The organism is Patescibacteria group bacterium (assembly GCA_018817085.1).
Taxonomy (GTDB): domain Bacteria; phylum Patescibacteriota; class WWE3; order CG2-30-40-12; family CG2-30-40-12; genus CG2-30-40-12.
The window spans coordinates 1-12904 of the sequence record JAHIUT010000031.1 but is presented as its reverse complement, the minus strand read 5'-3'; the positions used below and the strand labels follow the sequence as shown (position 1 = coordinate 12904).

At 35.6% G+C, this 12904-nt stretch carries 12 protein-coding genes; 11 read left to right on the top strand and 1 reads right to left on the bottom strand.

Annotation, left to right across the window (positions count from 1 at the left end):
* Positions 1-35: 35 nt before the first annotated feature.
* On the bottom strand, positions 36-1718 hold the full coding sequence (locus KJ678_01785; protein ID MBU1016871.1) for a tetratricopeptide repeat protein: 1683 nt from the start codon (positions 1716-1718) through the stop codon (positions 36-38).
* Positions 1719-2075: 357 nt separating this feature from the next.
* On the opposite strand from KJ678_01785, the gene KJ678_01780 reads away from it, so the two are divergent.
* From KJ678_01780 to KJ678_01730, 11 genes are all read left to right on the top strand, one after another.
* The gene (locus KJ678_01780) at positions 2076-2375 is read left to right on the top strand and encodes a hypothetical protein (protein ID MBU1016870.1); all 300 of its coding nucleotides are present in this window, start codon (positions 2076-2078) and stop codon (positions 2373-2375) included.
* Between the two features lie 341 nt (positions 2376-2716).
* On the top strand, positions 2717-4351 hold the full coding sequence (locus KJ678_01775; GenBank protein ID MBU1016869.1) for a B12-binding domain-containing radical SAM protein: 1635 nt from the start codon (positions 2717-2719) through the stop codon (positions 4349-4351).
* Positions 4352-4367: 16 nt separating this feature from the next.
* The gene (locus KJ678_01770) at positions 4368-4829 is read left to right on the top strand and encodes a hypothetical protein (protein MBU1016868.1); all 462 of its coding nucleotides are present in this window, start codon (positions 4368-4370) and stop codon (positions 4827-4829) included.
* 13 nt (positions 4830-4842) lie between these two features.
* Positions 4843-5934, top strand: coding sequence for a glucose-1-phosphate thymidylyltransferase (locus KJ678_01765; protein MBU1016867.1), 1092 nt, complete (start codon positions 4843-4845; stop codon positions 5932-5934).
* Between the two features lie 2 nt (positions 5935-5936).
* Positions 5937-6899 carry a dTDP-glucose 4,6-dehydratase gene (gene rfbB / locus KJ678_01760; protein ID MBU1016866.1) on the top strand — a complete coding sequence of 321 codons (963 nt, stop codon included), beginning with the start codon at positions 5937-5939 and terminating at the stop codon, positions 6897-6899.
* Positions 6886-7893, top strand: coding sequence for a glycosyltransferase (locus tag KJ678_01755; GenBank protein MBU1016865.1), 1008 nt, complete (start codon positions 6886-6888; stop codon positions 7891-7893). Before rfbB ends, KJ678_01755 begins: the two co-directional genes overlap by 14 nt.
* A gap of 9 nt (positions 7894-7902) precedes the next feature.
* Positions 7903-8316 carry a WxcM-like domain-containing protein gene (locus tag KJ678_01750; GenBank protein ID MBU1016864.1) on the top strand — a complete coding sequence of 138 codons (414 nt, stop codon included), beginning with the start codon at positions 7903-7905 and terminating at the stop codon, positions 8314-8316.
* Positions 8313-8966 carry an acetyltransferase gene (locus tag KJ678_01745; protein ID MBU1016863.1) on the top strand — a complete coding sequence of 218 codons (654 nt, stop codon included), beginning with the start codon at positions 8313-8315 and terminating at the stop codon, positions 8964-8966. Before KJ678_01750 ends, KJ678_01745 begins: the two co-directional genes overlap by 4 nt.
* Positions 8950-10080, top strand: coding sequence for a DegT/DnrJ/EryC1/StrS family aminotransferase (locus KJ678_01740; GenBank protein ID MBU1016862.1), 1131 nt, complete (start codon positions 8950-8952; stop codon positions 10078-10080). The genes KJ678_01745 and KJ678_01740 overlap by 17 nt, the downstream gene beginning before the upstream one ends.
* A complete protein-coding gene (locus KJ678_01735) occupies positions 10080-12263 on the top strand; it encodes a hypothetical protein (GenBank protein MBU1016861.1) in 2184 nt (727 codons plus the stop codon). Before KJ678_01740 ends, KJ678_01735 begins: the two co-directional genes overlap by 1 nt.
* A 34-nt stretch (positions 12264-12297) precedes the next feature.
* A partial coding sequence (locus tag KJ678_01730) for a hypothetical protein (GenBank protein ID MBU1016860.1) occupies positions 12298-12904 on the top strand: 607 nt, incomplete at its 3' end.

Sequence of the window (12904 nt, the reverse complement as noted above, 5' to 3'; positions counted from 1 at the left end):
TTCCTAACGCACATTTGGTATGGAATAAGGTTTATTCAAGGGTTTTTTTCAAAAGAGTTGAGGAGATAAGGGTTTATCTCCAACGCTTTTTCTATGTATTCTTTCGCTTTTTCCTTATCCCCATTATGAAAATATATTACCCCCAAATTTTGATAACTTTGCCAAAGATTGGGGTTAAATTTTATGGCGTTTTCATAATTTGTTATGGCGTTTTTTAAATCTCCTATCTCTCCGTAAGTATTGGCTAAATTGTGGTAAGCGTCGGCATAACCCGGTTTTAATTCTATGGCTTTTTTAAATTCTTCTAGCGCTTTTTCATATTCTTTATGTCGCCCATAATAGTCCCCTAAATTGTTATGGTTTTGGGGGCTTGAGGGCGAAAGTTTTGCTGTTGCAATCCACAAAGTGTCGTGGCTTTTCCAATCTTTGTTTCTAACTATTGTTCTAATGGAAAGAGGAATAATAATAAGAGCAAGAAATAAATATAACGCCTTTTCGTAATTTCTTTTAAATAATTTTTTGACCATTTTGTCAATTACCCACGCTATTAACACAAATATTCCCACGGACGCAAGATAGCAATAGCGTTCCGCCACAACCCACGATATCCCAAGGGGAGTTAGAGTGGGGGAAAGCGCTATTAGAAATAAAAGCGGCCAAAAAATAAGAGGCTTGCGCTTTTTGTATAGAAAAAAGATTAAAAGGATAAAGGATGTAAAAATAAAGAGATGCAGTAAGTAAGATGTTTGATTGAAAGATAGTTCGGTATGGTACAGCGTTAGGTTTTTTGGCCAAAATATAAGTCTTAGATATTCTCCTATAGCGGTGGGTATTTGTAGCAAAGGATTTGTAAAAGTCTTATCCTGATAAAAACCTGCCTGCAGTCCCGCGGCTCTTGTTTTTGCCATAGATATAGAAATTGGGATTAGACCTAAAATTATCAGAAGGTAGGGAATGGTTTTCTTCCAACAAGTTTTTATTTTCCCGCGACTTATTTCCAAGGCGGGGATTAAGAAGGCTAATGGAGCTGAATGTATAAGAATGTTAACGCTCACAGCAAAAGAGAGCAAGGAAAGGTAGTAAAATCTTTTATTCTCTTTGCCTTTTAAATAAAAATAAAGCATTAAACTAATCAAGAACCCTGTATACACATAAGGTCCTCCCGATATCCACGATACCGCTTCGCTCATTAAGGGATGAGTGGCAAAGATGCTTGCGGTTATTAACCCAACCGTTTCGGATACTAAAATGCTAACTAAAATAAAAATCATAAAACTAGTCCCTAAGTGCAGTAAGATATCAACTAGTCTAAGATGCATAGGGTTAAGGCCAAATAGTTTATTGATTAAAAATATGGAGAAATTTCTTATGTTAAAAATAAGCGGTCCGAAAATGTAAGATAGTTGGTTTATTTCCGGGTTGGCGCTTATGATAGGAATATCGTCCGACACAAAATCGTTTCCTAGAGAATTTATGTAGCAAACAAAAACCAGAAAAGCCAAAAACGAGAATACGAGTTTTTTATCGTACTTGCTACTTTTGGGGAGTATGTCCTCCTTGGGTTTTTTTAGGGCGTTAAATTTTTCTTTGCCCCAAACTTCTTTTAGATATTCTTCCAGGTCGTCCACAGGTACATTAAGGCGGGTGGAAATATCTTGAATGCTTTTAAGTTTTATGTTCTTTTTAAGATATTTTTTTTGAGATTTTGTAAGTTTCATTGTTCATTACCACTAATTTTACCATACCCCACTTCTCGTCATCCTGAACTAGATTTAGGCTTAATGGACAAAAAGCTCAAATAGGGATAGACCCAATTTGGGATAGACCCAAATTGGGTCTATCCCTAATGAAATCCCTAATGAAATTTGCATAATCTTATAGTCTGTGGTAATATAGTAACAATGTTGTCAATGGTTAATCTGTAACGGCGCGATTCATCGCGCAAAGGAGGGGGGAATGCGTTTTTTTGATGTTACTGGACCGAACCCCAAGGACAAATTGGAGTCGTTGGTGTGGGGCTGTATTCTTGGCGGTCCCGTCTTGTTTATCTTCGGCGGAGTGGGCGCTTTGGTAGGTTGGCTCTTCTCCTGTCATCAGCTCTTTTGGACGCTGATTTTGCGGTTCTCTTGCGTCATACTTCGCTTATCCATGTGCAAGCGTGGAACGGTTTGGAGTGGAAAAAGTTTGTGGCGGGGGAGAAAACAAACCTTGAAGTCCTTTTGCGATATGCTGTCCAAGAGGGGTTTAAGGGGGATTTTGTGGTGGAATATCGTCCCAGTTCCATTGGCGGAATTGCGGAAATTCTGTTTCCGTGGGTTCTCGCCAAGTCACTCCGTCTCGTTTGCGAACGAGTTGCGGAGATTATTGCCGAATAGTATGTTCGTAAGCCTTTGCGGAGCGTGTATGTTTAGCGCTTTGCAAAGGCTCTTTTTTTGCCCTTTCGTCACTTCGTTCCTCCTCGCAATGACGCGTTGTATGGTGGATTGCAATGACTTTGTATCAATAACCGCGAGTAGTTACTTAATAACAGGGGTCTTGTGGACAGGACAAAAAAGGGGTGTTTTTGTTCCACCGTCATTCCAGCGAAAGCTGGAATCTAGGAAAGAAATGTCTGGATTTCGTGTCCCTCCAGAGGCGGGCAGGCTAGCACGGAATGACAAGGATTTGTATTTAGGGGTACGCACCCTAATGAAACAAATTGTGGTATTATATTTTTATGCTGAAAATTGTTATTGGATATCCTCCTATTGAAACAGGTAAAGGCACACCTCTTTTATCTCAAAACCGTCAGTTTCAGTATTTTAATAGTCCTACCTACATTTATCCTATGGTACCCGCTTATGCCGCTACTTTATTAAAAGAAGCAGGACATAAAGTGTATTGGATGGACGGTATTGCCGAAAAGAAAAGTTTATCTGAATGGGAAAAAGAGCTAAAAAAAATCCAACCCGATTATTTGATTATGGAAACTAAAGCCCCTGTTATAAAATTTCATTGGGATATAATCAAAAATCTCAAAACTCAATCCGCCAGCTGGCGGACAAATCTCAAAACAATACTTGTTGGCGACCACATTACTTTTAACCCCTTGGAGTCTTTTAAAAATTGTCCCGTTGATTATATTATAACTGGCGGGGATTACGATTTTGTCTTAAAAAACTTTTTTGACCACTTAACCTCAAAAACAAAACTTGAAGGCGGAGTTTATTGGAAAATTTCGGATAAATCCATAAAACAAAAACCATTTGCAATAGATAAAGTGTCCCCAGCTTTAGAAATTGCAAACAGCGGTCCATTGTCCCTTTCTCATAATTTAGACGATTTGCCTTTTATAGACCGCGACTTAACTAAATGGAAACTGTACGCTTATGAAAATGGAAATTACAAATACAAACCCGCAACTTATATGTATTCCGGGCGGGATTGTTGGTGGAATCGTTGCACTTTTTGTGTTTGGGACCAAGTGTTAAATCCGCGCGGAAGCTACCGCAGTTTTTCGCCCGAAAGGCTTTTTGAGGAAGTGAAATATGTGGTGGACAAATACAAAGTCCGTGAAATTTTTGACGACGCTGGCACTATGTTTATTGGTCCTAAACTCAAAAGATTTTGCGAGCTTTTAATTGAGAGTGGATATAACAAAAAAGTGGTATTTGGTTGCAATATGAGGTTTAACGCTTTAGATAAAGAGATGTATGCTCTTATGAAAAAAGCTAATTTTAGATGGCTTTTATATGGAATGGAAAGCGCAAACCAAAAAACTTTGGATAAATTGGATAAAGGAATTAAAGTTGAGGATATAAAAAAGGGAGCGAAAATTGCGTCTCAAGCCGGTCTTGAAGTTCACGCTACGGTAATGCTTGGGTATCCTTGGGAAAGTTACAAGGATGCCAAGGAAACTATACGGCTTGCCAGAGAATGTTTTGATAAAGGATATTTTAGTACTATGCAGGCAACTATAGTTATTCCTTATCCCGGAACGGCTTTGTGGAAAGAGTGCAAAGAAAATAACTGGTTATTAACAGAAAATTATGATGATTATGATATGCGAAAACCCGTTATGAAAACCCCTATGTCTAAAGAGCAAATAATGGAATTAACGCAAGAGCTTTACAGCGCATTTTTTACCCCTAAATTTATCATAAGAAAAATTTTGTCCATAAGGAGTGTAACGGATGTAAAATTCTTTTTTATGGCCGCAAGAAAATTGATTGCCCATTTAATGGATTTTGACAAAGATCAAAAGAGGAGTCTGCTGAACCCAAAATTTTGGATACACTCTATAAAGGCAATGAGTTCTCAGCTTTTCTCGTCCGTGAATTCAAAACTTCCCGGCAGAGAAATAAAAGCTTAAAATTATGATGGAAATTATGAGAAATAGAATAATATACACTTTAAAAACGGAAGTTTTTCATTTAATTGCCGCTTTGGTTGCGGCGTTAGTTGTCTATATGTTCTTTGGAGATATTAGGTACAGCATACTTGCAATAGTGGTGGCTTTTTTTGTGGATGTGGACCATTTGTTGGATTATTTTTTGGCGGAAGGGTTAAAAATTGATTTGAAAAGCTTTTTTAGCGGGGAGTTCTTTAATAAGTGGAAGAGGGTAGTTATAATTTTTCACGGGTGGGAATATGTTTTAGTTTTTTTAATCCTTTTTGTGTTTACCAAAAACCCCATATTCGCCGTTTTTTCCATATCCCTCTTTGCCCATTACACCGTTGATGTTTTTACCAATCGGCATGTGCATAAATTTGGATATTTTTTAATATTTCGTTTAAAGCACAAGTTCTCAATTGCCAAAATTCTGTCCCAAGAAGATTGTAATTTGTGATAAAATCGTAATTATGGAAATAAAAGGGCTGATAGCCGCAGGTGGCAGAGGTACTAGGTTGAGACCTATTACGCATACGCAAAATAAGCATCTAATCCCTATCGCAAATAAGCCTATGTTGTTTTATCCTATTGAAACATTGGCAAACGCGGGTATTAAAAACATTGGTATAGTTGTGCCTCCCGAATCCGGGGCGGAGGTTAGGAATGTTGTAGGTGCAGGGAGTAAATGGGGGGTAAAAATAAAATATATAATCCAGCCTTATCCGGGAGGATTGGCGCATGTAATTTATGTAGCTAGAGATTTTTTGGGAAAATCCAAATTTGTTTTTCATCTAGGGGACAATATCTTTAAGAGCGGTATAGAAAAACCGCTTAAAAAGTTTTTGGATAGCAATGCTAATGGTCTAGTCACGATATTAAAGCACGAGGAAAATTGGCGGTTGGGTGTTCCTTATTTTGATAAAAAAGGAAATCTAATTGACTACAAAGAAAAACCAAAAAACCCGCCTCATAAATATTGCGTTCCAGGAATTTATTTTGCCGATCACCATATATTTGAATGTTTTGAAGGTAAGGATAAAATAAAGCCCTCTGAAAGAGGAGAGCTTGAAATTCCTTTTACTTTTAAGTACCTTTTGGATCACAATTATAAAGTCCTAACTTGCAAAATATCTGGGTGGTGGAAAGACCCTGGGCAAATGAAAGATTTAATAGATGTGAACAGAATTGTGCTTGACGAATTTGATGGAAGAAAGATTGAAGGGGAAGTTGATAAAAAATCCACGATTGTGGGGGATGTAGGAATTGAAAAAGGTACTAGAATAATCAATTCTAAAATAAGAGGGCCTGTTGTTATAGGGAAAAATTGTGTGATACAAGATTCTTTTATAGGACCCTATACTTCCATATATCATGAATCTAGTGTAATTAATTCTGAAATTGAAAATTCTATGGTTTTAAAAAGCGCTGTTATTGAGGGGGTTGAAGGTAGAATAGGGGATTCTCTTATTGGTAATTTTGCTACTGTAACAAGAAATAAGAACGGACTTCCCCGAGAACACAACTTTCTTGTGGGAGATAATTGTGTAGTGGATTTATTATAAAAATGAATTTATTAATCACAGGCGGGGCTGGTTTCATAGGTTCCAATCTTATAAGATATTGGCTTAAAAAATATCCTAAGGATAAAGTTGTTAATTTGGATAAACTTACTTATGCAGGTAATCTTGATAACCTTAAGGATATATCTGATAACCCCAATTATAAATTTGTTGAAGGGGATATTTGTGATAAAAAGCTTGTTAATAGTCTAATGTTGGGAGTGGATGTAGTGGCGCATTTGGCGGCAGAGTCTCATGTGGATAGATCTATTGTAGATTCTACGCCTTTTATAGTTACCAATGTTCTAGGTACACAGGTTTTATTAGATTCTGCGTTAGAAAATAAAGTAAAACGATTTCATCATATATCTACTGATGAAGTTTTTGGGGCATTAGCTCTTGGTTCAGAAGAAAAGTTTAATGAGGACACACCTTACGATCCCCGTTCTCCTTATTCTGCTTCTAAAGCAGCGTCCGATCATTTGGTAAGAGCATATTTTCATACTCATAACTTACCTATTACAATATCAAATTGCAGTAACAATTTTGGTCCTTTTCAATATCCAGAAAAGTTTATACCTGTAACTATTATCAATTTAATTGAAGGTAAGAAGATCCCAGTTTATGGGGATGGTAAATATGTGAGAGATTGGCTTTATGTGGACGATCATTGTTCTGCTTTGGATTTAATTATTCATAAAGGGAGGATAGGAGAGACCTATTGTATTGGCGGACAAAAAGATAAGGAATATTCTAATTTGGAGATTATCAAACTCATTTTAAAATTTATGGGTAAAGATGATTCCAGTATTGCGTTTGTAAAAGACCGACCGGGACATGATAGAAGATACGCTGTAGATTGGAGTAAAATAAATTCTCAATTAGGCTGGTCCCCTAACCATAATTTAGAGGAAAGGTTGCGAGAAACTGTAAATTGGTATAAAAGTAATCAATATGAAAAATCTTAAGGTATCTATAATTATACCCACTTACAATAACGGCAACGATATTGAAAGGTGTTTGCTAGAAGTATTTTCCCAGACTTATTCAAATATAGAGGTTATTATTTCAGATGGCGGGTCTTCTGACGACACAGTTAATATTGCCAAAAAGTATACTAATAAAATTTTACATAATAAGAAAAAATTAGCAGAACCCGGGGTTTCATTGGGTATGAAAAACGCATCTGGTGATCTTTTTATGATTATGGCCGCAGATAACTTTTTTCGGGATAGAGCGGGTATAGAGAAGATGGTACGGATATTTGATAATAAGGATATAGATGTTGCGTTTCCAATACATGTAAGCAATAAGGATTACTCTTTAATAACTAAATACAGAAATACCTTTACTGACTCATTTAACCATTTCGTTTATGGTTATGCCTCAAATGGGCGTACATTTCACAAGATTTATAAAACAGTAGTCAGAACTGAAACATACGATGTTTATGACTTTTTGTCTAATCCTGTTAAACCAATCATCGCTTTTGCGCAAGGTTTTACAGTAAGAGGAAATGTAGTACGAGATAGAAAACATGAGTATGACGATATATTACCTATAATAGAACTTATCAATTCTGGTAAAAAAATAGTGTATGCGCATGGTATAGAGTTGATCCACGACCGTGGAGATAACTTAAAAAATTTGATTCGAAAACAGAGGTGGGCAACGAGAAATGGCCTAAATGCTGAAAATTATGGGATAAATGTTAGAAGAAAATATCTAACATCTAGACAGAGATTTAAAATGTTTATTTACCCTCTATATGCATTTAGTTTAGTGTTACCTACAATACGAGGTGTTGTTGGATGGATACTGGATGGGGAGATAATTTGGTTATTTCATCCAATAATAAGTTTTGTTGATGCTTATGCTATAACTGTTGAAATTTTATTCAAATTAATAAACTCTTCAAAAAAAGGCCTAGAAAGAAAAATAATAACTGGTAAAGTTAAGTAGAGTAAAAATATGAATTTACATATAAAAGATGCTTTCAAATACCAAGATGATCGAGGGGATTTGGTTGTTTTTTTGCAATCTAAAGATCTTCCTAAAAGCAAAAGAATCTTTGGGCAAATTTATTTTGTGACATTTAAAGGTAAGAATGTTGTTAGAGGCAATCACTACCATAAAAATTGGCACGAGTGGTTTGGTGTTGTAGATGGAGTACTTGAAGTTACATTGGAAGATGTTAAAACGAAAAAGAGAAAACAATTTATAATTAATGGGTGCGATAATAAGTATCAAAGAATATATGTTGCGTCTAATACGGCGCATACATTCCGATCTTTGAGTAACTACGCTTCATTATTAAATTATTCAGATAAGGAATGGAGTCCAGAAGATACATTCCGTTACGATTTAATTTCTAAAAAACGATGAAATATAAATCTATTAGCAAAGCAAGAATTTACCCGGGAGTTATTATTGGAGATAGGTCAATAATAGACAACGGTGTTGTGTTGGGTTATCCCCCTTTTGGAGAAGGTTTAGGAAAATCTAAACTTGTAATGGGCTCGGATGTTTTTATCAGAACAAATACAGTAATATATGGTAATTCTACGATTGGGCACAATTTTCAGTGCGGGCACAATGTGGTAATTCGTGAGTTGAATGAGATTGGAAATGATGTTCTAATACACAGTGGAAGTCAGATATTTCCTAGAAATAAAATAGGAAATAAAGTTTCAATACACGCAAATTGTTTTTTAGAAGGGGTAACGCTAGAGGATGGTGTTGTTCTTGGACCAAATGTAATTTTTACAGATGATCTACACCCAAGATGTCCAAGATATTTAGAATGTGTGGGGGGAGCTGTAGTTAGTAAAAGGGCAAAAATTGGAGCGAACTCTACAATACTTCCAGGAGTTTCTATAGGGGAAGGTGCGTTAGTTGGGTCAGGTAGTGTGGTAACAAAGGATGTATTAGCAGGTTCGGTTGTAGTAGGAAACCCAGCAAGGGCAATAAAAAAGACTAGCGATTTAGAGTGTATAAAAGGGTTTTACAATATTCCGTATGAATGGGAAAAATAGCCAAAACATTGCATTTCAAGATCTAAAAAAGCTTCATAAAAGGTATAGGAGCGAAATAGAAAGCTCTATACAAAGAGTGGTTGACAGTGGTTGGTTTATCCTTGGAAAGGAAGTAGAAGGTTTCGAACGGGAATTTTCATATTATAACAATGTTAAACACACAGTAACTGTTGGATCCGGTACGGAAGCAATAAAACTTTCTCTTGATGTTCTTGAAATCGCTAAGGGGGATGAGGTAATTACTGTGGCTAATACATTTATCGCTACGGCTCTTTCAATATCCGCAGTTGGGGCAACGCCGATTTTTGTGGATATAAATGAGAAAGATTATAATATTAATCCCGATGAAATTGAAAAAGCCATCACAAAAAAAACGAAAGTAATAATAGTAGTTCATCTTAATGGATATATGGCAGAAATGGATAAAATTATGAACATAGCTAGAAAATATAAAATACATGTTGTAGAGGATGCGTGTCAGGCACATGGATCAGAATACCATGGAAAAAAAGCAGGCACTTTTGGTGATTTGGGGTGTTTTAGCTTTTACCCCACAAAAAATCTTGGGGCTTATGGAGATGGTGGCGCTATTACCACTAACAATAAAACATTGGAGGAAAAAATCAGATCGCTTCGTAATTATGGGGAAACGAGTAAATACTATTATAAGATCAAAGGAACCAATAGTAGATTGGATGAGATTCAGGCTGCAATACTTAGGGTCAAGCTAAAATATTTAGATGAAATGAATCAAAGGAGAAGTGTATTTGCGGAGCTCTATTTTGAAAACTTAAAAAGTTTACCAATTTCTCTTCCACCAAGGAATAGTGTTGTTGATCCCAGAAGGCACAATTATTATTTATTTCCGATTGCAACAGATAAACGAGACAGCATTCAAAAATTCTTAAAGAAAAAAGGTGTTAATACGCAGATTCACTATCCTGTTCCGATACATTTGCAACAGTCTTATAAAGAAATACAGGTACATAAAAATAGCCTTTCTATTACTGAAGGTATGTGTAAAAAAATTCTTTCATTGCCTATGCACAGCGAACTTACAAAAAATGATGTAGAATGTGTATCGGATTTAATAAAAAAGTATTTTTTACAATAATGAAAAAAGAAGAAACGAAAACAAGATTAACTTTGAATATGGGGCTGTTGGTGCTAATTGTTTTAATAGGCACTCTTCTCACTGTTCCAATACTTTCTAATATAAAACCACACGCAGACGAACATCAATTTTATCTTAATGCTTTCAGAATTATGGGAGGGAAAGAACTACATAACTATGTACATGTTGCTCTTACGGAATATGTACTGTCCGCTTTTTTTATTGTTATCAATACGGTCACTGATTCTGGTGTTAATTTTCCGCAGGGGGATCCCACACTGGCAACAGAATATTTTGGGAAGGTATTTGGTTTTATTCTCTATATTTTAGCATTCATATTAGGGACTTTAATCTTACAAAGGGAAGATAAAAGAATAAAAATCCGATCTGTAATATTCGCCGTTTTGTATTTCGGATCCCTCGGGATGTTTGAGCGTTTTTTAAGAGTTAATTCCGATTCAATGTTGATTTTTGTCTTTCTTAATTTTATGGTTTTATCCTTTTTATTACATAGAAAGCGATCCTCAATACTTATGTTTTTATTACTTAATACTCTGTTCTTGTTTCTCGGAACATTTACTAATCTTAAATCTATATTTCTCATGGCCCCTCTTTTCTTACTTAACACGATAGGGCCGTTTCTTTGGTATAGGCGTTCTGAAGATAAAAAAGGGTTGCTAGATGTGTATTGGATGGTCCTCTATGGTATGGGAACAATTTTGGGAACTATTGTTTTATGGGTAAAATTTATACCGCGTCCTTTTGTTGTTGGTAATTTTTGGTATACATTGAAAAATACTATAGTTCAAGGCACCAAGTTTGATTTTGCATACCCCAGTCAAACATACAATAGTTGGGCGGTCTACATATATGACTTTTTTGTGGAGTATATTGGTTTAACCTCTTTGTTAGTTATCCTAACCTTGCTTGTTTTGGCGTGCAAACTGAAAGGGAAAAGTCTTTTTTATGATTTTATAACAAAGGTAAAAGGTCAGATTACCTTTAAATCTTTTAGAGATGGCAATGTATACATTATGACAGAGATTATCTTGTTTATATGTTTTATTTCTTACTATTTGGGGGTATCTTCGAGAGTTGTTCACTGGTCTAGATGGGGCGCGCCTCTAGGGTTTTTGGGCATTATGTTTTTTAGTACTGCTATAGAAAAGCTAATTGAGGTTATAATACAATATAAACACAAGATTAAGCTTAAGCTCCCAATTTTTTTCCTTGCTCTTTTTATGTTTTCGTGGTTATTAAGGGTATTTTTAGTCATTGATTTAGTAAAAACCAATTATCCGGAGAAAGGCGGCTTGAAAATGTCATATGAGAGTGTTGCCGATTTTCTTAGTGAGAAAAACATTAGCCCCGAAGATGGGTTTAAAAAAGTAGCGTGGATTAATGGATACACGGATTATGTTAAGAATTTCACTCTTGAAAATATTGTAGAGGAGAAAAATCAAGAAGTTTCCTATTTACTGTGGCCGGTATGGAATATCCGACCTCTTTATACTGATAGAAATATTGATAAGTCATACCACAACTTAGTGGCTTTTATTAATAGTTATACTGATGGTACAGAATACCGCTTTCCTGGATTGATTTCATACTATGCGCACTACACAGAGCTTTTTGCAGCAAAATATCTAGGTATTGCATGGAACACAGAATTGGACTCATTAATAGAAAATCAGTTTGGGGTAACAAAGTTAAAGGGGCCCATTAAAGATATAAGGCTTAATTATGAGGTTTCATTTAAGGACATGTCACATTACTACTCTCCCTATTCATCGACATTTAATATGGCAACTCTGAAAGATACTTACATGTTTCCTCCTTGCTATGCAATGCAACATACTCGTTATATAGAGAATAGTGAGCAGGTTCCAAATAATCCCAAGATTGGTCCCTGGGCGAGGACCGCTGGGCTTAATTGTCACAGTGTGCGGTTTTGGTATTTGTTTAAAGGTACATATCGGATAAGGATTGAGGGTTTACCAGATAAGGATTATCCTGATATCAAACAGATGGTTTATTCAAACTTACCATTTGAATGGGACCCTGAAACCAAAACTATAACTATGCAAGTGGCAGAATCCAGGTTTGTAGGAGAATTTGGTGTGGCTGTTAAAGAGAAAAAAGTTTCCGATTTGAGATACAGAATTTTTTATAAAATGGAATGAGGTTGAAAGGTACTATTTTTAGATAAGGTTTTATATGTTAAAGACTATTAAAAAATATTGTAATAAAAATAAGAAGAAAGTAACTTTTATTATTTTGGCGGGAACAGTAATGGTTTTTTTGTATATATTTCTAGTTGCCCCTCTTTTATCTATTGCATCAAGTTTAAAAGAATTTCCCAAAAAAATTAAGCCTATTAAAGTTGCTATGATGACTCAAGATTTGGACGCGCTAGTTTTTGAGCTTGAGTACTTTCGGGAAGATTTGGAGATATTGGATAAAAACACATCTAAAATTAGTATGTTTTCCTTTTTTCCTTATTTTGGGGCTTACGCTAAAGATGCAAAGACTATATCTTCTTTATCTTTAGATATTCTAGATACCTCCGTGGAGTTGCTTGGTTCTCTTGAAGGTTCTATACCGAATTTGGATTTTAAGGGTTGGGGTTCTTCCGAGGATTTTTCGACTGAAACTGCCGGTATGTCGGATATGGTTCGAATATCTTCGGCTTTAGCCACAAAGTTACCAGAATATGAAGAGCGATTTAGACTTATTAATAAAAAAGTAGATAGTATTGATATTGATAAATATCCAGAAGAATTTAGGGGAATAAAAGTAAAAGCAATGCTCGAAAACTTAAAAT

Bases quoted from the DNA above. Each gene is read 5' to 3' on its own strand.
- KJ678_01785 (MBU1016871.1), bottom strand. From the start codon at position 1,718: ATGAAACTTACAAAATCTCAAAAAAAATATCTTAAAAAGAACATAAAA.
- KJ678_01775 (MBU1016869.1), top strand. From the start codon at position 2,717: ATGCTGAAAATTGTTATTGGATATCCTCCTATTGAAACAGGTAAAGGC.
- KJ678_01770 (MBU1016868.1), top strand. From the start codon at position 4,368: ATGAGAAATAGAATAATATACACTTTAAAAACGGAAGTTTTTCATTTA.
- KJ678_01765 (MBU1016867.1), top strand. From the start codon at position 4,843: ATGGAAATAAAAGGGCTGATAGCCGCAGGTGGCAGAGGTACTAGGTTG.
- rfbB (MBU1016866.1), top strand. From the start codon at position 5,937: ATGAATTTATTAATCACAGGCGGGGCTGGTTTCATAGGTTCCAATCTT.
- KJ678_01755 (MBU1016865.1), top strand. From the start codon at position 6,886: ATGAAAAATCTTAAGGTATCTATAATTATACCCACTTACAATAACGGC.
- KJ678_01750 (MBU1016864.1), top strand. From the start codon at position 7,903: ATGAATTTACATATAAAAGATGCTTTCAAATACCAAGATGATCGAGGG.
- KJ678_01745 (MBU1016863.1), top strand. From the start codon at position 8,313: ATGAAATATAAATCTATTAGCAAAGCAAGAATTTACCCGGGAGTTATT.
- KJ678_01740 (MBU1016862.1), top strand. From the start codon at position 8,950: ATGAATGGGAAAAATAGCCAAAACATTGCATTTCAAGATCTAAAAAAG.
- KJ678_01735 (MBU1016861.1), top strand. From the start codon at position 10,080: ATGAAAAAAGAAGAAACGAAAACAAGATTAACTTTGAATATGGGGCTG.